Source organism: Grimontia indica, assembly GCF_000333895.2.
Taxonomy (GTDB): Bacteria; Pseudomonadota; Gammaproteobacteria; order Enterobacterales; family Vibrionaceae; genus Enterovibrio; species Enterovibrio indicus.
On sequence record NZ_ANFM02000056.1, the window covers coordinates 1 to 26,804 of the forward strand.

Below are 26,804 nucleotides of genomic sequence, written 5' to 3' on the forward strand. Positions count from 1 at the left end.
AGTACTACCTTGACATGGTAGGGGTCGGCAGTTCGAGTCTGCCCAGACGCACCATGCTCTCTCTGGAAAGAAAATACTTTGCGTCCGTAGCTCAGTTGGTTAGAGTACTACCTTGACATGGTAGGGGTCGGCAGTTCGAGTCTGCCCGGACGCACCATTCCTCCCTGACCAGGATGGAATCAGAATTTGGGTCTATAGCTCAGTTGGTTAGAGTACTACCTTGACATGGTAGGGGTCGGCAGTTCGAGTCTGCCTAGACCCACCAAATTCCAATAAACGCACTACCCTTTCGAGGGCATCCCAAGCGTTTATTCGGGCGATTAGCTCAGTTGGGAGAGCACCTCCCTTACAAGGAGGGGGTCACTGGTTCGAGCCCGGTATCGCCCACCACTTTTAAAAGCCTGCTTTCGAGCAGGCTTTTTTGCGTTTGGTCATAACTCTAAAACGTTCAAGCTCACACTGTAACCATCAGCTAATTGCCAATCATCAGAGTTGTCCGACTCATTTTCAAACTGCACATTTCTTAGTTTCACTGCCTTGTATATCAGTGACTGAGCTATAAAAAAGGCCCAGATTTACTGAGCCTGTTTGAATTAGTTTTAGTTTCTGGCTATTTAGCTCATTTTCACTGCAATATACGTGGCTTTGTCTGCATCAACTAAGTTGAAACCCCATGTGCCAACAGATACTGCTTCTGAATATACATCTCTAAAGTCAAACCTGTAATCCCAGTAGTCTCTTCCCTTACACCAGTAGCCCATTCCATGATCAAGAAGAAGTTTAATTACATCTCCGTTGCTGAGCTTCACTACCATAATGCGACTATGTGGTAAATCATTGCTATCGAAACACTCACTGTAAACTTCTGCATTGAATGATTTTGCACTTTCATAAACGAATTCGTTTAATTCATCGCTAGAAGGGAAGTTATGTGCGATACATCTAGGGCTATAATCAGCATTTTGGTTGGGATGTGCAGTGTGAATTTCAGCACTAAATGTCCCATATCGCTTCTTAAACTCCGAAAGCACCTGATTTACAAGAACAACACTTAGAGGGCTAACTACATATTTGTCGCTATAGACAATCGAGTCTATGCTCCCTGATACTTTACTCTTGAACTCAGAAATATGATTTTCTAGTAAGTCAGAGAACCGTCGACCAAACTCATCAACTGAACCACGCAAAGAGTTTAGATCTTCAATGATCGTAGAGTTTTCGTTAAGGCCTGAATTTCGAGCAATTGCTTCAATATCAAAAGGCTCAGCAACAACCTCAACATTAACGTTTCTGCCACTCACTAAGCAGCCATTGGCATCTTTGCCCCAATGGCTATTAGCTGACACTGAAGTTTCATTGCTCACAGCAAACCATTTATCACCACCACTCAACTCCACCTTCATTACCGGTAACGCACCGAGTTCAAGACGGACTGGCTCGACAAGTTTATAAATATCTACTTTTGATATAGGTAAAGTTCTACAAATCTCCCATGCAAGATCTGAGTCTATGCTTTCCGCAGCTTGTTGACTTAGATAAATTTTAACTGGGATACCCTTCGATTTGAGGGATAGAAGATGCTCTTTAATACTCCAATCGCCCCACTCCCAATCAGTATCATGGATGAAGAAAGATGCATCTGAACATGCAGTTCCAATTCTTGTTAGGGCTTGTTGGGCGTTCAAGAGCTCAGCTGCCGAACTGCTACCAAAGTACTTTTTGTCCTCTGCCAATGACAAAAGGTCCAATAAGCAAGACTCGTTGAGAAATGACAATAAGTGCATTCGATCCAGTTTCTTTACACTGTGTTGTGTATCGTAATCCAATAAACAACTGTGGCAAGCTGCCGCACACTTTGAAGGACATTTCTCAAGATAAGCAATCAAACCCACCCAAAGTTTCGTTAAGTACTCCGGAATCGCGCTTGAAAAGCCAGCACCTTGAGTCGCTAAATCATAAATAAATAGACTTGTAACTTCCTCGCCCAACTCGGTCTTTTTCTTTTTAACCGTAACGCCAAGCTCTTGCGTCGTTATACCCCGCTCTAGGGCGTACATCTGCCTAATGGCAACGCCGAGTGTATAAATTAGTTTTTCATCACTAATCCATGTAAAGCTAAGCGGATCTTTCAACTGAAGTTCAAACATTGCGGTTTTCTGTGGGTAACCCAGAATGAATGGCGTTTCAATCTCTTTGCTTGCTTTGCCAATTTGACTGTATTTAACACCCCACGTATCACAGTGAACTTGCCCCTTAATCTTTAGTCCCTGCAAACGCTTATGCTCACTGTGGATTTTTGGCTCACTAGCAAGTCTGTAACTGCCTTGAGATGTTTTCTCTACCGCTAGCGCTTCAGCTCTACCACAACACCAACAGAGTGCATATCCTCCACCATTTCCATCGTTGTAATGAAAAATGGTCCCCTCATTAGAAACTCTAAAACGTCCAAGTCCCTCGTGGGATATTGGCTGCCACTCTTCACCTTTGATTGCAGGCTTACCTTCTCGATAGCCAGCATAGTTTGGTTGCACATAGTTGTTGTGAAGAGGTTTGTTGTAATCGACAACAAAACCGGATGGGATGATAAACTCGCTCCACACCAAAGAAACTGAGTCACAGTCCGGGCAACGTTTACTTTTACCTTCTTCTTTATACGGTTCAATGCCAAGAGAGCCACAGTGACTACATTCCCACTGATATTGAAGAAGCTGCTCTTGCTGAATTTCATTTTGTGAGAAAGGCATCTTCCAGTTAAGCTGAAGACCTTGTGACTGGTATACGGCGCCATCTTTTACAATCTCTGAACCCGGAGCATACTCCCTCAACGCAACTGCCAACCCTCGGCTAGGATAAGCTTTTCGTGCTTGTTGCTTATTGTCGTCCCGCGTAGATTTTTCGGAGCGGTTTTCAGTGATCAGCTGAACAACACCAGTTGGAAATCCGTAACCAGGCAAAAAACCGCTATCTGCAAGTTGAGCTAATAGATAGTCTCGCTCGATTCGCTTCAACTGACGTTCCAGTTTTTTTGTTGCGCCATTATCACTACCTTGTGCGTTGTCTAATTGGTGCTTCAAGGTTTCATGCTTAAGCAACCATTTATCTTTCGCACTTACGATGCACTTCCGAGCATCTTCGATGAGCGAGCTATCAGGGAAACTCGAATACGCAGAGTCAAACTTCAGGGTTCTAATGCCTGATGAAACAGATTCGTTAGTCTCTGCGCTGTCATACAACCAATCCACAAAGCCATCAACCGGGCAAAAACCTGGCTCGCCTAAGTAAAAAGCACCTGCCTGCATTGTCATCAAATTCTGAGACTTTTTCTTCTCCATCTTTAGGTATTGCGCCAGTAAGAAAGCATTGATATGACGCTGAACGATGACAGTGCTGTCCAAAGATACTTTTGGAACCCGAATTGGCGTTGTAAACGGCCACTTCGGCTCAGCAAAGACCCGTTCACCGTGTGGTGTTGATTTGCAAAACGTTAAAGCCAGTGCCGTTGACTCTTTTCTTCGCCCAGCACGTCCAGCACGTTGAAGGTAGTTTGAGGTACTAGGGGGCACGTTATTCATTGCAACCATGCTTAAAGAGCCTATATCAACGCCCATCTCCATAGTGGTTGAACAACTCAAAACGTTCAGGTGATCTTTCTTAAATGCTCTTTCCAATTTTTTTAGTTGTTCTGACTCTTGCTGTGCTGAATGTTCTGCTGCGCGAACCAATTGAACACCTGCAATTACCTTATCACTGATATCGGACCAACGACCGGATTCCTTGTGTGCCAATACCGTTTCATTTTGATTCAACCAACTGCGTATTTTCGTCGGTGATTCATCAAGTAATGACAATTCAGGATGAGCAATATCCAAGTAAAGAGCAGGGCTACATTGAACATCTTCCCTTGTCGAAGAGCCTTTTGTATAAGGAGATAGGCCTTTAAAAATCGTATCTAGCCAACGATTAGTAATTGGACAAAGCCACGCTTTTTCAATGGGTGCAAACGCTACACTTTTGTCTAACGATAATTCATAGCCCGTTAATTCGGCTCCAGAGATCATTTCAAGCCTTGGCGCTGCAGGAGTAAGTACCTTTAGCTTTCTGGTAAGTGTTTCCCAAACGAACCTTAAGATGTCATTGAACGTGCCTTCTTCGACTTTGGCTTCTCGGCCAGAGGCAATTTCAAGCAGTCGAACTAAGCGATGTTGTATCCCCTTGTTGACCGAAGGGAAACGGAAACACGCTTTACGTTCATATCTGTCTTTGAATTCATAGCCTGGTTCTTTTAGTAGCCGAGGCATAATTTTTGCGCCCATCCAGTGAATGGCATCACTGTCGATATTGATGAGCGTGTTTTCCCTCACATAGAAATCTAGACAGATCTTCAAATAGTCTTTCAGGTCTTGAAGAGAAAAACCGAGATTACGCCATTCAAAGCTCGTGATGTCATCTTCGATCAACGAATCAATAGCAGGATAACGAAGTTGAACAAGGCCCATCGACTCTAAGTTGTTAGCTGTCTTGGCTCTTCTCGAAAACTCCCTAAGCAAAAACAAGTGAGCAACATTCTTTGCACTCTCAAAACGCTGCTGTCGTTTTGCATACTCACCAGGTAGTTTTTCCAGTTCTTTTTTGAACGCGCCATCTTCTAGTGAAGCCAAATATTCTCCAGATAGAAGCTGAATCTCTTCACGAGATGCCAGCTCATCTCTCATCTCAATCCAGCCAAGAGATTTTGGTTTTAAAGAAGCTATCTTAGCATCCACGAGTGACTGAAGTATTGAGATAGCAGATGCGTTCCCTTGCGCATCTAAATTTTTTAACATCTCAATATCGTCTAACTTAGATTGTATGTCGAGCGGAGTAGATTCTGACCGAGCAGCTTTTAGCGTCTCCTTGTAGATGACACTTCTCGCCCAGTTGCGCTCGGAATCCAATTGCATTTTCGCAGAAAAGCGTGCGGTTCCCTGGCGGCTATCTGTGAAAGTAATAAGCCGCTTTCCCTTCATATCATCAGGGTTTTCACTCGGGACATGGCGCAGCATGGCCGGCACAAGCGTCCCCATTAAAAACGGGGCGCCTAATATTCCGCGCTTAAAAATTACGTTAGGTTTGTATTCAACAGCGTTACAACAAGCACAACGCACACCTTGGGAGCGCTCGTTTTGGTTGTAAAAAATGCTTAGTAGACCGTCACTGTATGTGTCGCTGATTCGATTGGATTTAGCGTCGATAAAGACTTTAGAACACCCCGATTTATCGTGAGCATTCCCCATTGCATCTTCTCTCGCAAAGATCTGAAGATTGGCTTCAAACTCAGTTTCAAGTTCTTCATTTTCGTCTTCTAAATCTTCTATTTCATCTGCGTAATCATCTAGCAGATCCGACTCACGTCCCTCTATTAGTTTCACTCCCCCATCAGCGGTGGTTTTTGCCGCTGAAAGTGATGGAGTACCACAATCACTGCAGTGAGTCAGCTCAAAAACGGGCGCACCACACTCCCCATCGCAATGAGTCTTTTCATGGGTGTACACCATACCGAACTTCCAACCATTCTCTAGTTCGGTACCTTTTTTGTTACAACACTGAGGATCAACACAAGCCCAGAAACCTCGTTGAGCTCTATGAAAAATATGTGCCCTTACGGGCAGGAAGGCTTGCTCAGACTTCTCGTCGCCGTTTGGGTATGCAGTCACAGCAAGATCCATGATCTTGAGAGCATTCTCGAGATCTGATTGTTTTAAGTTATCACTTTTCTCAGGCCAAATAGTTGCAGCTATCTCTTCAAGAGTTAGAGGCTCAGACGTGAGTTTTCCACGTAACGTTCTGAATGTTGGAAATGCACACAAGTACTCGAACAGTTTGCCACTTTCGAGCGACCTAGCGTGTTCATACAGGAAATGATCTTCTTTTTGTGATTCGTCAATGTCCGGGATTAATCGGCGACCGTTAACCACTTTAACCTGATTCAGACTTACACCAGCAAGCTTAGCAAGGAACTCTTGCAACTGTTGATTGGTCTCTTCTTGTTTTGTTTTGTCACCGATGGTGGCAGACGTCGCAACAAAACGTACCTGGTCAGGCTCAACACCATAAGCATGCATCACACGACGAAGAAGCAAAGAAATCTCAGCTGCTTGAGAGCCGACATAAGTATGAGCCTCATCAAGGACTATCCATTTCAGTTTGCCTTGAGATTTAGCAAGAACATCTTCGTCTTTTTGACGAACAAGCATATATTCAAGCATGGTTGCGTTAGTAACCAAAATAGGCGGTGGAGAAGACCAAATATCGCGACGACAGGTAACAAGTTCTGGCGCAGAATCACCGGAAAAACTCGCATTTTCTTTATTTTTAGGCTCCGGTGTTTCCGGCGTTTCTCCGTTGTATAAAGCAAATCGAACTTTTCCACCAAAGCCGCGTGTCCAAGCGCTTAACCTCTCCTTTTGAGAATTAATAAGCGCATTTAGTGGATAAAGAAAAATAGCTTGTGTACCAACCAATGGGTCAGAAGACAACGCTGCTTGTTTTGCTAAATCGTTCAGTAATGGAATAAGAAAGCACTCAGTTTTACCAGAGCCGGTCCCTGAAGTGACCACCACAGACTTGACATCATCGGTCGACAAATGCCTCCACGCATTTATCTGATGCTGATAAGGAGGCCTATCGACAGGCCAAGTGTAGTCTTCTTGTATATCACCCGCCCAACGGCTTTCGTCAATGTTTCGAGCTTTATAATCAGCAAGCTGCTTTTCGTTTTCAGGAATTGGCATAGGAGGATATGCTAAGTTTGAAACTAGAGAACTGGCTAAGAAACCAGCTTCTTTCAGCCCAATTAAATTTTCAGTTTTTGGCGCAGGTTCCCAACCAAACGTTGCTTCAAACACTGGCTGCGCAAAGAAGTCATTCCCTTTTCCGAACTTGACTTGAAATTCTCGCTCAAGAAACTTCCTTAATGGCGTCGACTTTAGCTGCAATCGATTAATGACCGCTTGGGAGGTCACCGACGACAAATCTTGGTATAGGGAAGTAAAGTTAATCGCACTAGACATTGTTATTGTACCGTGTTCGTTTTTTGGATATGGGCGGCTTTTAACGCACAAGACATCGAATTCTGAAGCCATACTCGGTCGAATTTTTGAAGCTGGCTAAGTGCGAAGCTCACAAGCCAATCTTCATTTTCTGTTGTCGCTGAATTTTCAAAAAGACCAGCATTCTTAAACGAAACCATCACTGGTAGATCGAGAGCAAATGCCCGAGCATCTGCTTTGTTTTTGTCTAAGGAGTAGTGTTGTAGCAAACCTTTCAGTTCTGCAGGCAAAAATGATCGCGACATAGACATTTCCATATGCTCTCTCAGTTCACGATCGTTGTGCTTATTCTGAACATGGTTCATTAGACGCCCTTCGTGACGTGAGAAAAATGCAGCCTTTTCTTGATGGAATTCGTACAGAAGCGTATTGCTGTCATTCTCACCGTTAGAAAAAATTGGTGAGGTGCTCCACGGCGCGGGTATTTGAAAATGCTTTTCCAATACAAGTTCAACGACTGTTTTAAAGTACTTGCCTTTGTCAGCCAGCATTTGGAAACGGCTTTCGACCACCGAACGCTTGATGGAATCAAATTGCTCCTGGCTTATTGTGCTTTCCAAATGCGCCAATTGCCCAAGCGTGTCTTTAAGCACCAACTGAATAGCTTTCTCCCAATACGGTACCGGGACATATAGCCACTCAAAAGGCATTTCATTTGCCAAACTCCAAAGGCGCTCAAATGACTCTGGTGATTGTTGTTGAAGCAACAATGTTGCTAAAACATCAGTCTTAAGAATTAACCGTCTAAACAGATGAAAGGTATTCGGCGTAGACAAATCCAACATATCAACAAAGGATTGCATAGTTCGCCAGTCAGCATGCTGCAGGGATTCCATTGGCGCCTCAATACATGCATCCATATCGGTGTAATCAAATTGGAAAGTCTCTCTGTTGAAAGGGAGATCGCGAATCGCACGCTGCAGTGGAGTAAGTGACGCTGTTACTTCCTTGACTGATTCAGCCTCAACGATTACTGCACGAGGCTGTACTTTATTGTCATTTAACGCATATACAAACCAAGGGCCGGATAGATCTGTTTCAGGCATTAAAAACAGTAGATCATCAAAACTGTTTGTTGTTCGCTCAAGCTTGTAGTGAACGCAACCTAAATCCCAAATCGGAGCCGCACATAAAACGATTGCGTCTCTGTTTTTATGTCTGCGCGAGCTCAAAACTTTTAGTACTATTCTTTCGTCTTGTTCCCGGCATTGAACTGGGTGCTTGAATAGTTCAACCTTAGGCAAACGGGAATCTAACAACTCCTGGCCAGCATAAAACTTGAACGTCACAAAGTCGTATAGATTATCAGACTGGGCATAAAGCACTTGCGCCATGCGACCGAGAATATTGCTACTGATAGTCGTTGTTGAATCCTCGCACACTATACGCTCAGTGACGCTCGCACGGATTCTCTTATTTTTACCCAAGAGCGCCGCAGATATACTTAAGGTATTATCAGAGCCAGAAGGCATTTTTACTTTCAGTTTATGTGTAAAAAGCTCTTCCACAGTCAGTGTATTTTTCTGCAACTTATAAGGCGTGCCTTCTGGCGTTAGAAGACAAATACCAGCCTGCATAGAGGCGAATTCAAATACAATTTTGTTATCAAGAGAGTTGTTCCACCCTAAAATCGGATGAAAAGATTCGGGCATGTTTGCTGGTAATTGAAGCTCAGCAAAGTAGATATCTTCTAGTTTATCGACATCACGAAGCCAGTTAGTTTCACCGTCTAATATCCCTAAGTCAGTATTTTTAAAGCCAGTAGCTTTGAGCTCAACTTCACCTCGGTCATAATGCAAAACGTTAAAATGTGCACTTTCAGGAAGTAATGCACATTTTGACTGCCATTTCACATTCCCATCTTTTATCCATACGATAACGCCAAGCCCAAACTGCACATTTTCAGCCATCAAAGAGCATAGAGAGTCAGAATCGATACACTTCCAGAAAAGCTCGTCTTCGGGAACGGAATAAGGTTTGTCTAAACCATATCTGACAAATACGTTTGGTCTCCCATAGAAAGTATTTCTGTGGGAAACTGCCTCAGAACAACGCTTTCCATCAAACCAACAAGAGAACTCATTCGCTTCGTCTGCAAATGTTGATATCGTGAACTTGCCAAAAGTAACAAGCGCCTCAGCTCTACCAGTGACTTTGAAAACAGATTTGTTCAAAGACGGTATCTCAGCAACCTTTTCTACTTCAGAGAGCGCATTGGAAGGCCTTAGTTCCCCCTCAAAAACGACGAAAACGCTCCCTTGCTTTGCGGAAACATTGCCCTGACCCACGAACAAGAATCTCTGCCCTTCTGCCGAAAAAACCCATGGAAGGTCATTGTTAAGCTCTTCTCCACGGTAATACTGATCCGAACCAACAAGTCTACCGTCGGTCCATAGCTCATAACCAATAGCAGACGTTGCGTCAGCACCATAGAAACAAGTGTGTTTTGTTAATACTTGCCAACGGCGATTTTGCTGGCCTTTAAGATTAAAAGAGGCGGAACGAGCTCGCTCACCTGACTGTGTCTGAGTGTAAAGGTCGAAATAAGTCGGTAGATTAGACACACCCATTACATTATTTAGGTCTTCCGGGTGAATGGTATGGTTGATATGCGTCTCTGCGACAACCTCCCAACAATCCATGCTGACCGTAAGATAGCGTCGAATACGGACAGGGTTCTGCTCTCGCCTAATAATTGTTGCCGCTCGCTTGAGTAACCGCCCCATGAGCTCATGGGCTTCTTCGTCACAAAGCAGAAATGGCAACTCATCACGCCAGCCCGGATTTTTAACACTTAGTGCGGCAACTGGGTCGTTCTCCGCATACAAATGAAAACGATCGCGAAGAGACAGCAAGCTAGAGATAAGAGCAGATGCCAAAGTAGCAAAGGGAATTTGCTTCAATGTTTCAGGGAGGACTTCAAGCCGCTTTTCCGCAATAGACGATAGTGACGATGTTTTGTAAAAAAGCCCAAATTGCGTGATAACAGAATCCAAGTAGCTCGAAACTGGACCATCTACCAGACCAACCAAACCGGAACGTGGAAATCCACCTTGGCAATATAACGTCGCAAAGTACTGATTTGCTGAAGATGTTGAGTAAAGATCTATTCCCCAGTATTTAAGCCCAGCTTTTACAGACTCGTAAATCGCTGGGTTCAAGCGATTTTCATGCTTAATGTTCAAGCTAGCCAATACTACAGGCCAACGCTCCCGCCCGCCTCGAAAGTTTCGTTGAATCCAAGTGGCTAAATATAGTGTAAACACTTGGTCAAATCGGCTGTTCCCACCAGTGCAAGAGTAATGATTAAAAATTACGCTTGGATCCTTCCCAGAAAAAATCCCCTTCAGAATGATTTGAAGATGATTTAGTTCCTCGTCGGTAACTTTCAACGACCACAAAGGCATACCTGGCTTATGTACAGGTCGGTGCTTTTCAAAGTCCGCAAACCAACGGTGAATTTCTGAGGATGGATTAGTCACTGGTTTCAACTCTCTATCTGATACTTATGAAAGCAACTATATCGGCATTAATATTTCAAACCGCTTTCATAAGCTTACGTACCATCAATTAGCCAAAGAACCTTGGCTGTAAACCCGAGAGTTTACTCCAATTTGTGTATGACTAATTAGACTTTAATCAATAAGAAGGGGTCGCTTTCGACCGATTGCTCAAATCGAAAGCGATGAGATTAAGAAGTGTTCAGTGTGGGTTATTTATTGCGATCAGAATGGTGGATACGAAACAGGCAGGATTCCCCAGATGGAAAGGATGCTTCAGGAAGAATCAGCTGGCTAACGCCGTCTTTTCTGATGTCAAAAGGCAACACCCAAAGTTTTAGTTTTTTTGAAAACTCAAAGTGGCCTTCTATTGGAGACGTAAACTCATCCGTTTTCGGGTAGATCAGTATCAGCGTTCCCTTTCCGTCTTTTAGATATTTCTGCCCATAAGCAAACATCTGGTAAAAGTCAGTCTGAGATAAATAAAACTTGCGGGTGCTTTCTGGGTTAATGCGCTTCCACTTGGTGTCGAGCACACAGGTTGGTGAACCGTCTTTTTCAACCATTAAATCGGGTTTTAGTGTGAACAAATCACGCGGTTCTCGGGTTTCGACATGATGTGTCACTAACTTCTCAGCATGTGCCTGAAGGCGAAGCGAAAAACCACTTTCAAGCTGGCTTCTCAGCGTTTTCGCCACGAAGGCTTCAAACACCGCTTCCATCGGGAACAACAGCGAAGGCGCGTCTGCTTCCCCTTTCATGCTGATTGGCGACGCGCCACCCAAAATTAGCTTTGCCCACGCTAACGCCGGTTTGTAATGCTGCATGCCACGATCAAGCTTCACGCTATCAAAATCTTGTTTGGTATTTAAGCTTTTTGGCACCGCATCAAAAGCAAATAACAGTTCACGCAGCAACTTCTGATTGCTGTGATTTCTGCAATAGCCCTGTACTGTAAGCATGGCGGTTTTCAGTAGGCGGTTAACGGGCCTGTTTTCAACATACTCATCAAACTCGCAGTAAAAGCGGTGTTTTAACACACTGTTATGGCGGAGTTGGCCTGCCATATTGAGTTTGCCTTTTTTCACCAGCAAGTTGTCTTGTTGGCGCACATAGTCACTGCGTAACCCTCGCTTCACAACTTGATTGACCGCTTCAAGAAACTGGCGGATAAAAATCTCCAGCAGCGGCATGCTCAGGGTTTTCAGGCCTGCATTTTCAAGCTGAATATGGCGAAACTCGCCCAAGGCCTGAAGCATTTTCAGCAACGTCTGCCTTGCATTCTCTTCGTTTTGTTGGCCTATACCCGTTTTGGGTAGCACTTCGATATGATGACCTGAAGGGACAAAAATCACACCCGCATAACTTCTTACCTGTAACAAACGGCAACCGCCTTTGAAGCGCGGCTGCATGAGCTTGTTAAAATCAGCGTCACCTTCCGTCAGGCAACGCTTTTCCAAGTATTCAAAATCCCCCTTGGGGATGATCGTGTATTCTTCTTTGGTGTTATTAGTTGCTTCATCAGAGCAGAGATAACCAAACTCAAAAACGGTTGGGGGACTAATCGCCATTGGTTATTGAGACCCTGCTTTGGCTTCTTCTGTATCGTCAGCCCTCTTGGTCTCTTTTTGGGGATTGAAATACATACCTCGGTAGGCTTTAGCATCTTGCCAAACATCTTCATTAAATCCTTTGAGGGAATATTGTTTTATGGTTTCCCCGTAAGGCGATAATTCATGTTTCTCACCGAACAGTGCGTCGAGATCATCGCTCTTCTGCTCTTTGACTTGAATGAACTGTAGGCCCGCTTCGCGTTGATTATCACCCAGCACCAAACGGATCTTGTGCCAATCTTCAAAGAAGTATTCTTGTAGAAGTGGAATCACTTTGTTTTGGAATACACTGACCAGTTGCTCAAACGCTAGGTCTTCCTCGCCTTCGTCCATCAGGTTTTTAACTGGCATAAAGAACGCGTGACCGAGGGTATGTTCGCGGTCGTAGAGAATTTCGATGCGTTTGTTCAAAGTTTCCAGCAATATTTCGAGGTTAATTCCCTTTACCCCTTCTCCCCTTAATAAACTTGGATTTGGCATCATCTCGATAAAGTCGAAACGACGGCGTAAAGCCGTATCCATCATCGCCAACGAGCGGTCAGCCGTGTTCATGGTGCCGATAATGTAGAGGTTATCGGGTACGCTGAACTTGTCGCCAGAGTATGGCAATACCAGTTCAATAGCCTCATCCGCGCCCTTGCGTTTAGATGGTTCAATGAGGGTGATCAACTCACCAAAAATTTTTGAGATATTGCCTCGGTTGATTTCGTCGATAATCAGCACATGGTTTTTAGCCTGCATTGCAGCGTTTTCTGGCTCAAATTCCGCAATTTGATAATGTGTTTTCAGATAAGCCAAAATCGCTTTTACATAGGAACGATTGTAAATGTCCGACTCATCACCAGTAACATACAGTGATCGCAGATGCTCAATACTCGCAGGGTAACCATTTCCTAAATCTTGATGCTTTGTCTGCTCTGGATAAATCCTGAACGTCGAGTGACCATGGTAAGTAAAAGAGAAAGGTTTACCACGGGAGGTTTTTAGCGGGATAAGTTGCCCTTCGGCATCCAGCTTTAGTTGTTCGATAGCATTATCTAGTTGGTTTAGACTATCTGTATCACTAAACTTTGCTTCTTCACAAATACGCTTGAAAACACCGGGTTTTACGGAGTATTTGAGCTGTTCATCGTCAGTTGAAGCACTCAAACCCTCCACAAACTCCTCATAGCCATAGCTTTGGTGGAAGGTCACAAAGCGGATACGTTTTTGCCGGCAAAGATCGTTGTAAGTATCGCGTAACTCGATCCGGCGTTCAGTTTCATCCACCGCAGTTGCGCATATTTCCTGATACCTTTCAGGCTCTGCCGCTTTAACGGCCGCTTCAATGGTGTGGTACGTCTTACCCGTTCCCGGAGGGCCGTACAAAATTTGGTTTAGTGATATTGGCTTGTATGCATCCACGGAGTTCACCTGCGTATTATCTGAGCTTTCTTTTGTACCTGCCGAAATTCCTATCTTTTCGCTTACTTGATCATAAGTAAGCCCAAAAGAACTGATGGCATCCACACTCCATCGCACGAGTTGTTCAAGGGTCATCGCTAAGGCCTCTTCGTGACTCAAGCATTTTACGATGGGTGATTGGTAATAATTCCCTCTGACACTCTCATATTTTTCAACCAAAGTTCCTGGTGCATTCACCGTATCGATTTTTACTGCAAACTCGTCAGTTGAAATATGGATCGTGTATGCCAGTTGTTCAGGTGAGTCTTGTGAGGGGTAGATCTTTGCCCACAGATAAGAAGAAAAGTGTCCTCCTTGATTCACTGGGCTCTTGCGAAGCTTGACTTTACCTTCAGGGAAAGCAGTTTCCTTGACTGAATTGGCCCACTCCTTAACTATCTCATACGCCTCTTTGAGTTCTGGATAGTCTTCTAGTTGCTCTACATTGTTTTTGTCGCTTTTCTTTCCATGCCATTTTTTAATGAGATCGACATGATATTGAGTAAAATGCTTTTTATTCATGCTTTACACTCGACTAGAATTACGTCAATGACGTACATATATAACATCGAAAAATAAAATCATACTTCGAAGCGAAGAATCAAAATCTAAGTGAATTTACTGGATCGTTATATAACTTAAGAAAACTGGAATTAGCATGCTTAGTACTGTGCCTTCACCTCATCCATCTTCGCACTAACAAGAGCAATCCTTCGTTCTAGATCTTTAACTAACGCTTCCTTTGCGCTCTGGTCTTGTTCAAGTTCAGTGTCACCATCCGGATATTTTGTATCCAATAACGTATTGCAAAGCAGAGTATGTTCGTCACACAAGACTCGGAGTTTCTTATTGCGAACCTCCATTTTCTGATTAAAGGCATCGAGCTCTCTATTAACTGACTGCATACCAGCATTAACGGTTTCAACGGCAGCTCCCGCCGCGTTCCAGAAATTTGTCCATGCTAAAAGATACTTATTAGGTGGTTTTCGTTCCTTTGCTTTGGGTTTGATGAACTTCATCATCAAACCGGAGATCACAATCAATGGAATCGCAACGTAGATTAAATAGACACCGACATAGGAAGCTGTCGCGAGGGTAATAAGGAAAAGGGTTAAGGTTGTCCAGAATACGAACTTGGCAACGCTGTGCATAACTCACCGAAAAAACTAAAAATCAAAATTACCCACCCATTTCAGGTGGGCATCAAAAAATCATTGCTACGCTTTTACCGTCTTCCGCCCTGCCTTTTTCGCGGCTTTGGCTAACATTTCAGCTTCTTTGCGGGCGGCGGCGATGCGTTCCAGCAGTTTCTCGGCAGGTTCGTCGTTTGGATCTTGCGGCACCAGCTCACCACGGAAGGCTTTGGCGAGGATGCTTTGCGTAAGCTTATCCACCCGCGCCTGCGCTTTTTTCACCTGCGCTTCGATGGTGTCGGCAAAGGCGAAGTATTGGTCGACAAGGCAAACGATTTCTCTTTGTTCTTCGATAGGAGGAACTGGGACTAAATCCTTCCTTAAATCAGTCAAATGAATATGTAATAAGCCAGTTCCTACCCCAACCATCTGCTGCTGTAGAATTGGAGACATAAATGCGTACTCCAAATAGTTGCTCATATCTTTCAAAGCAGGTTTAATAAGCGCCACAGAGACAAAAATACTGAATTCAATATCCGTTCTAATTTGACGGACGACTCCAAGAGTTCCGTCTTTAGAAATTAAGATATCTCCCCTTTCAGGGTTTGTTCTCTTAGTAAACTCCACATGATCTTCATAGGTCACATAATTTAAGCTATCAAAAGATATGCCGTTTCCTTTAGTTAAGTTTTTTACTGTAACGAATGGGATTCCTTCATCTACATAGTGAGGTTTTTTATGAACCCCGTCAGATACTTTAGATGACAGCGCCTCAACTGAGGCCCAAGCCCAATTGCGAGGTAAAGAGATCTCCAGCTTGTTTTCTACACTACCCGCAGGTTTGTATTTTCTCTTTTTGTTTAATCGCTGATTCTCTTTTTCCCATTCCATCTTACGAGATATTTCGATTGTCGAAAGGAGAGATTCGACTTCGAAGGTGTTATCTCCCCTCCACTCTTCCGTCAATTTCCCCGACACGGCGGCGGCGAGGACGGATTGGCGGAAGCGTTTGAGGATCGCGGGAATGCCATCGAGGCGCGCTTTGATGGTGTCCACCTGCGCCAACACCTCATCCAGCTTTTCAACGATGCGGGTTTGTTCGGCGAAGGGGGCTAAAGGGAATGGTAGTGTTTTTGCCACCTTTCCAGAAAGCTCTTTAAAAGTTGTCCCAGTAGCAAGGCTTTCAGCAAGATGCTTAATAGAACGCAGATAGTAGTAAAGATAGGTCTCGTTTACCCCCACTACTGGTACAAAACTTTTAAAACCTTGGTTTGTACTAATCTCATTTGCCGCGATAGCGGTGTAACCAATCGGCGCTCTACTGCTAAATAGCACTGTACCTTTGGGCATCAATTTTGCCGAACAAGAATCGTAGCCAGACTTTGTTATCGACCGCCTACCGTGAGAGATGTATTTTTCTTTATAACCGCTTAAATCAGCTGGCGTTACCCACGCAATAGAGCCTTTGTGATCTTCTGTGTAATACTCCGGATGCTTAGAGCTAGGAGTGCCGCCGCTGACTACTTCAGTTACGGTTTCTATTGGAGTTTCTCTCCAACTAGATGGCAATTGACTCATGCCTTCGCCTCCTGAGCGTCACCTTCCAGGATCTCTTCCCTAGGATCTAGGACCTGCTCTTCCTTTTTTTCAGTTAGCCCAAACGCCTCTTCAATCAGCTGTTTCTGGGCTTCTGCTTCATCATTGGCACCCAACGCCTGCATCAATTGGTACAGCTCGCTCATCGCTTCGGTCAGCTCTGCCATCGCCTCGCCTGCCAACACATCCGGCTCTGGCAGGTTTTCTGCGCTGGTGGCTTCCAAATCTTTCAGCCATGAAATGTCCAGGCTGTCGCCTTTCTGGTCACGGATATAGTCGCGACTGAATTTGCGCCAGCGGGCGTTTTCGATAACATGTTCGATGGAATCAGTGCCCTCAGCATAGATGGCACCTAGCGTGTGATACACCCCTTCTTCACGCGGTGACTGGCCGTTCGAATCTTCGCCGTAGGCGTCAATAAAGGCGTCAAAGTGTTTGTCCGTCAGCGGGCGGCGCTTGCCGAAGGTGTTGATGTTGGTGCGCATATCAAACACCCAGGTTTCTTTGGTGCAGCGTTTGTCCTGTTTAGGGTTTTCCGGTGTGCCCTTTTGGAAGAACAGCACATTGGTTTTTACGCCCTGCGCGTAGAAAATGCCGGTCGGCAAACGCAAAATGGTGTGCAGGCTACATTTGTCCATCAAATCACGGCGGATGTCGGTGCCCTTACCGCCTTCAAACAAGACATTATCAGGAATAACGACAGCCGCACGGCCACCCGGCTCTAGGGCATCGTAAATATGCTGAATAAAGCAAAGCTGTTTGTTGCCCGTTGGGTGAACAAAGGTCCGGGTAATATTGGTGCTGGCTGCGCTGCCAAACGGCGGGTTAGTGAGGATCACATTGGCTTTTGGCAGGCTTTCACCCGCACTGCCCAAGGTGTTACCCAAGCGGATTGCGCCTTCGTGTTCATCGCCTTCAATATCGTGCAGCAGGCAGTTCATCAGTGCCAAGCGGCGGGTTTCCGGCACCAGTTCTAAGCCAACAAAGGCTTTGGTCATCTGGAAGTTTTGGTCGTCATCGTCCAAGTCATCCAGATCATTGGTTTGGGCTTTGATGTATTTGTCTGCTTCAATCAAAAAGCCTGCTGTACCGGCTGCCGGATCTTGAATGATCTCACGTGGGTGAGGTTTAAGCAGTTTCACGATGGTGGAAATCAGTGAACGCGGCGTAAAGTATTGCCCCGCGCCCGATTTGGTTTCGTTGGCGTTCTTTTGCAGCAAGCCTTCGTACATGTCACCGAAATCGTCACGGCTTTTGCCTGTGCCGTCGTTGTCATACCAATCCAGGCTGTCCATGTTGTTGACCAGCTCGGTTAGCTGCGCTGGCTGGGTAATGGTGGTGTTAACGTTCTGAAAAATCGCACGAACAATGGCGTGATCATCCGCGCCCAGTTGAACCAGCATGTTGCGGTAAAACTGGTGCTGCTCCTGACCAATTTTCTGTTTCAGGTTCTTCCAACGGTAGCCTTCTGGCAACAACTCATCTTCTTGCCCGGTTTCCTGGCACATTTTCAAAAACAGCAAGGAAGCCAGTTCATTCACATAGTTTTGGTAAGACACCCCGCCATCACGCAGGTTGTCACACAGTTTCCAGAGTTTTCCGACTAAATCGTTATTGTTCATGCTTATTCTCTTTTTTACTTAGGCACGGCGTGTTAGCCGTCGCTTTTAAAGCCGCGCCCTAAGTCTTGGTATTCGGTTTCAAACAGGCCGCCCTTCACCACATAAGGGTTCGATTTCAGGGCGGCTGGAATGCGAGTATTGTACGTGCTTAGGCAGGCTCGTCCCATAAATACTGGTTGAACTCGGCGAGTATGGTGTCTAATTCATCATTAAAGACGTTCTTCAGCTTACGTTTTCCGCCCCTGCGCTTGTAGTTACCGGTTTTGAAGGTGTCGTCATCCAGCACGACTTTCTCTTTGATTGAATCAGCAATGCGTTCCAACCAGGCTTTTTGCTCGTCGTTCCAATCATTGGCTTTTAAGATACGTTGCAACGCGAGATCGACTCGCTGCTCAAAGGGCAATAGCGGGTCGCCAATGGATGCACGGCGAATATGGCCGATCAATTTGGCGGCAATATCCTGATTCTTTGCCACTTTCCAAGCATGGCGCAGGGTCGAATCGTTGTAGTTCTGGCCATCAAACCACTCTTGCAGTTCAATCAGCGCCTTGCGGGTTAAATCCCGTGGGCGGTTGACGATGATATCGAGTGCTTCTTTCTGGTTGAGCGAGACATCTACCAATCGATCAAATGCATCGAGGAAATCTTCCGCATTGTCATGCTCACCCCAGACTGTCTGTACCCCCACCACTTCATCATGAATATCGGTAAAGATTGGCATATCGCGCAGGTTGTTGATTTCCTGCTTGAGGTGCTCAATACGGCTGACCAGATTGCTGATTGTGTTAAACACTTCTGCAGACCATTTCGGGCCTTTTTGTTTCAGCGTTTTCGCCAGTGAATTGAAATCACACCCTGCGGCGTTTTCACATAGCTCGTCGAGGCGTTTAACCTGACTATCAATCTCTTTCGATTTATCGCGGCTGAACTGTGCCAGACCACTGACTCGCTGGAGTTTTGCCACCAGCTGTTCGTGACTGTGTTCGGCAAAACTGCGTCCGTCAGCTTCCATGGTTTTGTAGGTTTCCGAGTCGGTAATTTCATTAACCAGCGTCTGCAAATCCACTTGCGGGCGAACCATCACGGGGCGCATGGTATCGACGCTTTGCAGCGTAGAATATAAATCCACGGCATCAAAAATTCGGAAAGACGTCTTACCGATTTGTGGACACAAACGGGTAGCGCGGCCTTTCATTTGCTCATACAAAATCCGGCTTTTCACTTTACGCAGGAACACAAGGTTACAGATGCTCGGGATATCAATCCCCGTGGTAAGCAAATCGACCGTGACCACAATGTATGGCAAACGCTCTTTGTTGAAGCGGGTGATCATCGACTGCACTTTTTTGCTGTCTTTATCTGCATCACCGGTGATTTTGATGATCGCATCGTGTTCCAGCTGCGGGTATTTGGCACTAAATGCGGTGCGCAGCTCATCGACAACCGCATCGGCATGGGTGTTGTTCACACAGAACACCAAGGTTTTTTGCGCACTGGTTGGGTCGATGTGCTTCACCAGCTCTTCACACACCACTTTGTTGAAGTTGGAAGCAATCAGGCTGCGGTTGAAATCCGCCACCTCGAAGCCTTGTTCATCATCCAAGGTGTCATTAATCAACTCTCCCTGATTCGACAAACGCTGAACCTCAGCACCTTGGGAAAGGTACACCCCTTCGCTGCTGAGTTTGGTGATGATTTTGATCGGTGGCTCTTGGTCACACAGGTAACCGTCAATGACCGCTTTGCGGTAGCTGTATCGGTAGACAGGCGTTTTAGTCTCGCCGCCAAAAATATCAATGGTGTGTAGTGCCGGTGTTGCGGTTAGGGCGATTTTTACTGCATCGAAGTGGTCGATAATGCGTCGGTAAGCTGAAATGTAATCCTGCTGGTTGCGGAATTTCATTTCGCCTTCGGTCTGCTCTTTATCGAGAATGTAACCACGGTGCGCTTCATCGACGATGATGCAATCGTAGCGGCCAACAGGCATCGCCTCATCGCTTTGTAATGTGCGCTTCACCAGCGATTGCACGGTGGCAACGTGGATCTTGGTGCTGTCTTCAGGGAAGCGGTCTGTCAGCCCTTTGATATTGAAAATAGCGTTGAAGCTGTCACCTTTGATGATGGTGTCTTCAAATGAGCCAAGCGCCTGCGTACCCAAAGATGTGCGGTCTACAAGAAACAGAATGCGTTTGAAACGTTGAGACTGAATAAGACGATACATCAAGGCAATGGCGGTACGGGTTTTACCTGTACCCGTTGCCATGGCCAGCAGGATATCTTGCTGCCCTTTGATGATGGCGTGTTCAACCGCTTGCACCGCTTCTTCCTGATAGTAACGGAGCCCAAGCTCGCTCATATCTGGGTGCTGTTCAAACCATTTATTGAATTGCTGGTTGTCTCGGCCCAGCATTTCCACCAGCTCATCAGGGCTATGCCATTCTGGGAGTGCCTTAGGCATATTTTGCGGGCGGCGAACATCGCGGTACCAAATACCACTTTTGGTTTTCATCGCGGCGCGGTATTCGCGTCCATTAGTAGAAAAACAAAACGGCACTTTGAAGGTCGTTGAGCCTGAGGAATCTTCCCAATCTGGTAGGTAAGAAGGCAGCTCTTCACCGACTTTTTGCAACCAATCAGGATCGTTGGCGGCGAGCTGTTGCAACTCTTCACGCAGCAAGTCCATATCAAAGTACTTGCTGTATCGATAAGCTTCAGGGAGTTTGGCGGAAACATCTTTATTGCTGCGTTTGGCTTCAACAATACCGATAGGTTTTAAGCCAACGAACAGTACATAATCCGCTTTGCCGGTATTGCCTGTTTCGTCTTTACTTGTTGGCCATTCTGCAATCGCGATATTGCGGCCCACTTGCGGACGGGTGCCTGCAGCGAAGTTGAGGTTTTGGGTATCAGCCTCCCACCCTGCTTTACGCAGTTGGGCATCAATAAGGAAGCGAACCTCTTTTTCATTGAGGTCAAGGCTGTGAGAAGTCGCCTCCTGCATTACCGCTTTGCGGTATGCCTTGCGTTCGGCTTCGGTTTTCTTGGATAACTCAGCTTCTTTCGCTTTTAGTTGCGCTTCCAACGCTGTAATTCGCGCTTCTGCCTGGGCTTGGGTTTCGTCTTCTTTACTTTCAAGAATGGAGATGTAGCCACTTAGTGCAGTGAGACGCGCTTGCTGTGCATCGAAATCTGCTTTGGTTTGCGCCTCTGACGATTGTGCGGCTGCCAGTTGCTGCTTAAGGTCCAGAATTTCTTGTTCGGAGTATTGCGCACTGCTAGAGGTTGGGAGCACAAAAGGAGGACATTCGAAATCGAATTTTTTGGTGACAAGACGGTAGTACCAAACGGCCAAACGAAAACCCAGCCGCAATGCCATTTCCGCATCTGGCAGGTCACTGTGATATTCGTGAACCGCTTTATTGCCGATTTTGCGAAGGTTATGGAACACCTTGAGGATATTTTCGTCTACGAAAGAGATTTTACCCAGCTCATTGATGAGATCCCTCTGGGTGTCAGGGACTTCAATATCCAACAACTTGGCGAGGTGTTTGGCCGCTGCTTCACTGAACACACGCATTTTGTACAACGTGGTATTTGGATCATCAGGAAAGTTGTTTTCTGCTGCGCGGGCAATACTGTAGAGGAAATCGTTGGTTCCTCTCAGAAATTCGAAATTTGATTTAGCCATACTGTCTACCTATCTCGCTGAACCAGAATGATGCATTCACTCAACGATGTTAAGAACACAACCACTTTGACAACTCGTTACCACGTAACGGGTGTCTGTGCCCTCTGCCAATGAGATGATTTCTAATTTAGCGGCAGTTGGTGCAGGTAGTGATTTTTTAAGCTTGCGATTGATGTTTGAGCGCTGGGTCTGCACGAAAGTGCGTTCCATCCCTTTCAAATTGCTATCGTTACCTTCAAAAAAGTCTTCCGGTGTGGTGTTGAACGTTTTATAAACCCGGGGATCCGATGCCAGCTCGGAATACGCATTTAAGAACTCGATGCTGTTTTGGGTATTTTCTTCAAAGTCTCTATCTACGAGTAATCCCTCTTCGCTTTTAGAGAACAGCCACAGATAAAACGCGATTTCTTTAGGGGTTAACGTTGTGGTTACCCCTACCGCTTCGATAGCGCTGGCACGTTTGTTCACTGTGACTTTGAGTTGATCACTCTGGCTGGCATTGAGCATGCCGACGGTTTGGCTGAACGACAAATTGACCATAGAAGACAGCAACGTTGGGTCGATGGCATTTCGCATACGTACAAAGGGAATTTCAGCCAAGGTGACTGTTGCTTCGCTAAGATCAACTTCCCCTTCGCCATTTTTGCCCTTCACTTTTTTCGGTTGCTTCGTGGGGAACCAAAAGTCACGAACGTTTTCATATCGGTCATCAACAAAGACATGGCTCAATGTATCTTGCTCCCTGCCAAGCAAAGACATCGCATAACCGAAGTAAAAGGCCATGGTTTTTCGTCCACCCGCCAAAGACGCATGAATGGCCGTGTTTTCGTCCTGGGTCAGCTCGTAAACCTTTCGCGTGATGAAGTCGGCCATGTAGGTTTGATCTTCAATGGATTTGGCATCATCAATCGGCTCACCGTTTTCATCTTCAATCAGCCAAATGTGGCTTTCATCAAAGGTAAAATCCGGCAGGTTGTATTCGTCTTTCAGTGCCTGGAGATGGCCTTTGTTGAAAAGCCCTTCAGTTAACCATTCCTTGGTGCTGAGTGTAGTGATAACGAAGACTTCTTCAGGGAACGCTTTGCCGCTCTGGTGAATGGCATAGAGCGTTTCGGTGAGTACCTGCGGATTCGCACCTGTGGTAGCAAGGAGGATGTTCTTCATAACGTTATCAATAACAGGGTTTGGGAAAGTTTAAATGTAAGCTTTCCCAGACACCACGTTTCAGATCACGTTAGGAGGTTGTTTGGTTGGAGTTTGTGCGCTCAGTCCATCGATATGTGCAGCTGGTATTGAATTCTGAATCTGTCTGCTGTTTCCATCGCCTCTTTATGACCTTTTGCAGCAGCTTTAGAAATCCATTCTTCCCCAGCTTGACGCCATTTAAGATCGCTGTTTCTGCCTAGTAACATTGTTCTGCCCAATTGCCACATGGCTTCAGAGTTCCCTTGATTAGCTGCTTTACGGATGAAAAAGTTGTAGTCATCCTGGCTTCCTAACTGTTTTGCCATCAAGGCTTTTGATAAATACAAGGTGCTTTCTTTATCCCTCCCTGTGAAGTCACCGAATTTACCGGTTTCTACTTCGCTGCGCCAAAAACGTTCGACCCAGTCTTCCAGCTTTACTCTTCGCTCACGAAGCTTACCCTCGTTTGGTGCTACAAGTAGGCCTACCCCTTCTTTATAAAGATTCACCTCAGGTGGTAAACCTCTAAAATAAGGGATATTTTTGTTAGGCGTTATCATAAACTTTGTGCGTAGCAACTTTTCACAAAAATACTGCCAGGATGGCAAATGGTCATGCACTTCCAGTTGAGACATTGCACGAATTTCGGCAATACTTATGGTCTTACTTTCAAATAGCCTTTGCGAATACCAGCTATCATTCTTGAAAAAGCGCGTTTCGCTCAACGCTCCTCTCAGGAATTCTACCGCGATAGTTTTACCCAACTCAAAGATGTACACCTCCGTGTCGAGTTGCCCCGTTTCGTCGATATCATCAACAAACGGGGGAACACCGTTATTGCGTTCTGCTACAAATTGAAAGCTTGCTTTTGGAAGTAACACCCTAACTCGCTCAAAGCTTGCACTGTAATTCGACCAGAACATGCAGCGGCTGCGAATCTGACGTGTTTGGTCTTCTGTTAAGCCAAGAAGCTCTGCAGCTTGCTCTGAGTAAAGTGCAGAAGAAATCGCACGCAAATCAAAGTAGTTAGATAATCTAAACTTCTTTTTCAGTATTTGCTTTGTACTAGTACTTAGTCGGTTCCAGTAGCTTTCCTCTTGTGTAGGTAAACAAGCGGTTCCAACCAACTCTTCACACAAATATCCATACTCATGTTGATTTTGCTTTGCGATGAAACGTTCGCAAAATTCAATTTCCTGTTTGGTAGTTTTTAGATGCTGGTAATTTTTGTAGAGCCATCGATCATCTTCGTCATTAATATCGCCCTTGGTGATACACGATACCAATTGAGCATTAACTGAATCCGCATAACTCATTGCTTGCGGTAAACGCAGAAATCTAGTCAACTCAAAAATTGTCATGCTGTGTTGATAACAATACGTGGCCAACTGACCAAAATTTTTGTGTTGAAGGGCTAGCAACCAATCCATCTTCATGGCGTCCAGCTCAGAAAGCCCCTGTGCTTGCCTCGCTATAGCCATCGTCTCCGTTAGGTTTCTAACTATGCTGGTAGGTCTGCCATCAGCAGCCAGCGCGACTTTGAAAAGCGCGATATCCCCCAAAATATGGTTTGTTCCTATTGCACTCCAAGCGGCAATACATGCCTCCGTATTTTCACTCTCAGAAAGTGAATCCCATTGCATTTGGTCTTCGATGACATCAAGCCATTCGAAAATCGAGATCTCTGAACTTTTCCCTGCGTTAACAAGGCGCACCATTTCACTCAGTCGCTTTGGGGGAAAACTGGGCAATATTACATTGCCCAAACCCATGTCGAAGAAATCATCAAAAGAAAGTCGTTCAATTTTGTTGTTCTTCGGCAATCGTGGAAGCGAAAAGGTATAGGCACTACTTTTCAATTTCCTGCACCTCTGAAAAATTGCCTAGGAACTCATCATCTTTAAATTGGAAACGAAACTTCACCTTTCGGTCTGAAGCCACAGCAACATCTTGAGTGGCCTCAAGCGGCCCTCGACCTGAAATTACAACTTTCCCAAAAAAGCGCGGTTTATTGGTAAATTCCATCGAATTTATAAAGGCAATAACGCTGTTTGCACGGAGTACACTAAGCTCCATATTACGGTTAAACGAGCCTTCTGAGCTTGAGTGGCCTTCGATAACAATTCGGCTTACTTCGTCGGCCGTAGCCTGAGATTGGAAGATCACATCTGAGTAAATCGGAACGAATGTATTCAGAAACTCTTTGCCAGAAGATTTCAGCGTATGATCGTCTAAGTCGAAGAGAATCGAATCAGTAATCGATATATCTCCAGTTTCCGAGTCTGCTTGCACCTCAATGCCTGCTGCATTCAACGCATCGTTAATGCCTTTAATTATCACTACTCGAGTGTTCTGGCTCTCTTCATACACCTCTGAAATTTGCACCAAAGCACTAATTAGTAACAAGGCAAAAATCATTAAAAGCACTGACATTAAGTCGCCGACAGATAGCCAAACCCCACTTTCTTCGGCATCAGCAGTTTTTGTAGCTGCTCCTATACGTCGCATTATGCTTTCACCTCACCCGCCTCAAATTCGCGGCGTTGAACCTGAGCATTGATCAAATAGCCTGCAGCTTGTGAAAGCTTGTTGTGAATTGCACTCGCTGATTGGTCAAAGTCCTTAAAGAAACTTTCAAAGCTCTCGTTGGCACGAGTAAAGTAATCGTCCATTGCTTTTGGTAGATTTTCAGTAACATCCGCAAAGGTCGCGGAAGCCTGAGCGTACTCTTTTTTCAGCAAAGCGATTTCACGACTGATCGTATGTGATACATCTTGAATTTCAGCCATCTTCGACGCTTCATTCAGGCCAATGGCCTTGGCAACACGCTCCAATGTAGCAGCAGATGCTTCTAGCTTCTCGTATTGTGCCGTCAGTTCCTGAAGTAGGTTATGTCGCGCTTTGTATTCGCTTTCAAAGACATTTCGGAAGTTATCAACGACCTCGTTAAGCCCATTACGCTGCTTACTCAAGCTATCTTCGAGGATATTGTTCTGCTGCTCAAAGTAAGAAGTCAGATTCTGTTGATACTGTAGACGGAAGGCTTCAAGCTCACGTTGCACTGTTTCGGACATCGATTTAACTTTAGAATCGATATCACCAAGCCCCTGTTGAAGCTCAGTGCGAGCTGTTTGCATCACGCCACTTGCTTCATTACCAATTAGCTCAATCGCTTCTGCTTGGTCATTGAATATTGCTTGTACATTCTGCATAAGTTGAGCGATGCGCTCTTCCATCTCACCAATCAGCTGAGATTCCTCATCACGGCGAAGTTGAACAGACAGCTCAAAGTCTCTTTGCGCCTGACTCATCAAATTGGATGCGGCTTCGCCTGTTTGCGTAAGTACCGCCGTTTGACTATCGAATGAAGATGCAACTTCAGACAGCAAGCCATTGATACGACCAGTAACGTTTTCGAACAGCATTTTTTCTGCTGTTTGTCGTTCATCTAATGCATTTTCCATTGAGGCTTTTATTTCCTCAAATGCCCCTGCCGCTTTCTCCGCACTTTGTTCAAACGCAGATTGCTGATCTTCGATACCTTTAGCCGCGTTCTCGACCAAGTTTGAAAGTCGGCTTTCAACTTCCTTAAACATCGCTGACTCTTCAGCACGACGCTGCTGCACTGAGGATTCGAAATCCTTTTGAGCCTGCGTCATCATGGTAGATGCCGCTTCACCCGTCTGGGTCAATACAGAGGTTTGATTTTCAAACGATGTTGAAATCTCAGAAAGCAGACCGTTAATACGGCCAGTCACATTTTCAAAAAGTTCTTTTTCAGCACTTTGACGCTCATCTAATGCATTTTCCATTGAGGCTTTTATTCCCTCAAATGCCCCTGCCGCTTTCTCCGCACTTTGTTCAAACGCAGATTGCTGATCTTCGATACCTTTAGCCGCGTTCTCGACCAAGTTTGAAAGTCGGCTTTCAACTTCC

Annotated in this window: 11 protein-coding genes, 3 tRNA genes and 1 pseudogene; 3 read left to right on the forward strand and 12 right to left on the reverse strand. The window is 45.3% G+C overall.

Annotated features, from left to right (window positions below):
* Window positions 1-80: 80 nt before the first annotated feature.
* The 3 genes from D515_RS23130 (at window position 81) to D515_RS23140 (ending at window position 390) form a co-directional block, all read left to right on the forward strand.
* A tRNA-Val gene (locus D515_RS23130) sits at window positions 81-157 on the forward strand.
* Between the two features lie 31 nt (window positions 158-188).
* Window positions 189-265: transfer RNA gene (locus tag D515_RS23135), tRNA-Val, on the forward strand.
* A 49-nt stretch (window positions 266-314) separates the two neighbouring features.
* Window positions 315-390: transfer RNA gene (locus D515_RS23140), tRNA-Val, on the forward strand.
* Window positions 391-614: 224 nt separating this feature from the next.
* Here the strand turns inward: D515_RS23140 and D515_RS23145 are convergent.
* The 12 genes and pseudogenes from D515_RS23145 to D515_RS23200 form a co-directional block, all read right to left on the reverse strand.
* The gene (locus tag D515_RS23145) at window positions 615-7,049 is read right to left on the reverse strand and encodes a DEAD/DEAH box helicase (RefSeq protein ID WP_002542196.1); all 6,435 of its coding nucleotides are present in this window, start codon (window positions 7,047-7,049) and stop codon (window positions 615-617) included.
* Between the two features lie 2 nt (window positions 7,050-7,051).
* On the reverse strand, window positions 7,052-10,570 hold the full coding sequence (locus tag D515_RS23150) for an STY4851/ECs_5259 family protein (RefSeq protein WP_002542198.1): 3,519 nt from the start codon (window positions 10,568-10,570) through the stop codon (window positions 7,052-7,054).
* Window positions 10,571-10,800: 230 nt separating this feature from the next.
* Window positions 10,801-12,159 (reverse strand): McrC family protein, encoded by a 1,359-nt coding sequence (locus D515_RS23155; RefSeq protein WP_002542199.1) that lies wholly within the window; start codon window positions 12,157-12,159, stop codon window positions 10,801-10,803.
* Between the two features lie 3 nt (window positions 12,160-12,162).
* On the reverse strand, window positions 12,163-14,166 hold the full coding sequence (locus D515_RS23160; protein ID WP_002542200.1) for an McrB family protein: 2,004 nt from the start codon (window positions 14,164-14,166) through the stop codon (window positions 12,163-12,165).
* 140 nt (window positions 14,167-14,306) lie between these two features.
* Window positions 14,307-14,795, reverse strand: a complete 489-nt coding sequence (locus tag D515_RS23165) for a cytochrome b/b6 domain-containing protein (RefSeq protein WP_002542201.1) — start codon at window positions 14,793-14,795, stop codon at window positions 14,307-14,309.
* 66 nt (window positions 14,796-14,861) lie between these two features.
* Complete coding sequence (locus D515_RS23170) at window positions 14,862-16,355, reverse strand: restriction endonuclease subunit S (protein ID WP_039850587.1); 1,494 nt, start codon at window positions 16,353-16,355, stop codon at window positions 14,862-14,864.
* Complete coding sequence (locus tag D515_RS23175) at window positions 16,352-17,995, reverse strand: N-6 DNA methylase (RefSeq protein ID WP_002542207.1); 1,644 nt, start codon at window positions 17,993-17,995, stop codon at window positions 16,352-16,354. Before D515_RS23175 ends, D515_RS23170 begins: the two co-directional genes overlap by 4 nt.
* 148 nt (window positions 17,996-18,143) lie before the next feature.
* Window positions 18,144-21,683, reverse strand: coding sequence for a type I restriction-modification system endonuclease (gene hsdR / locus D515_RS23180; RefSeq protein ID WP_002542209.1), 3,540 nt, complete (start codon window positions 21,681-21,683; stop codon window positions 18,144-18,146).
* 36 nt (window positions 21,684-21,719) lie between these two features.
* A complete protein-coding gene (csm6, locus tag D515_RS23185; RefSeq protein ID WP_002542211.1) occupies window positions 21,720-22,847 on the reverse strand; it encodes a CRISPR-associated ring nuclease Csm6 in 1,128 nt (375 codons plus the stop codon).
* A 101-nt stretch (window positions 22,848-22,948) separates the two neighbouring features.
* Window positions 22,949-24,727: an EH signature domain-containing protein gene (locus tag D515_RS23190; RefSeq protein ID WP_152442429.1), complete on the reverse strand. Its 1,779-nt coding sequence runs from the start codon at window positions 24,725-24,727 to the stop codon at window positions 22,949-22,951.
* Window positions 24,717-25,376: an OmpA family protein gene (locus D515_RS23195; protein WP_002542214.1), complete on the reverse strand. Its 660-nt coding sequence runs from the start codon at window positions 25,374-25,376 to the stop codon at window positions 24,717-24,719. The genes D515_RS23190 and D515_RS23195 overlap by 11 nt, the downstream gene beginning before the upstream one ends.
* Window positions 25,376-26,804 (reverse strand): annotated as a pseudogene (locus tag D515_RS23200) (hypothetical protein); the annotation flags it as partial. The gene D515_RS23195 and the pseudogene D515_RS23200, both read right to left, overlap by 1 nt.

Bases quoted from the DNA above. Each gene is read 5' to 3' on its own strand.
- D515_RS23145 (WP_002542196.1), bottom strand. From the start codon at position 7,049: ATGTCTAGTGCGATTAACTTTACTTCCCTATACCAAGATTTGTCGTCG.
- D515_RS23155 (WP_002542199.1), bottom strand. From the start codon at position 12,159: ATGGCGATTAGTCCCCCAACCGTTTTTGAGTTTGGTTATCTCTGCTCT.
- D515_RS23160 (WP_002542200.1), bottom strand. From the start codon at position 14,166: ATGAATAAAAAGCATTTTACTCAATATCATGTCGATCTCATTAAAAAA.
- D515_RS23165 (WP_002542201.1), bottom strand. From the start codon at position 14,795: ATGCACAGCGTTGCCAAGTTCGTATTCTGGACAACCTTAACCCTTTTC.
- D515_RS23170 (WP_039850587.1), bottom strand. From the start codon at position 16,355: ATGAGTCAATTGCCATCTAGTTGGAGAGAAACTCCAATAGAAACCGTA.
- D515_RS23175 (WP_002542207.1), bottom strand. From the start codon at position 17,995: ATGAACAATAACGATTTAGTCGGAAAACTCTGGAAACTGTGTGACAAC.
- hsdR (WP_002542209.1), bottom strand. From the start codon at position 21,683: ATGGCTAAATCAAATTTCGAATTTCTGAGAGGAACCAACGATTTCCTC.
- csm6 (WP_002542211.1), bottom strand. From the start codon at position 22,847: ATGAAGAACATCCTCCTTGCTACCACAGGTGCGAATCCGCAGGTACTC.
- D515_RS23195 (WP_002542214.1), bottom strand. From the start codon at position 25,376: ATGCGACGTATAGGAGCAGCTACAAAAACTGCTGATGCCGAAGAAAGT.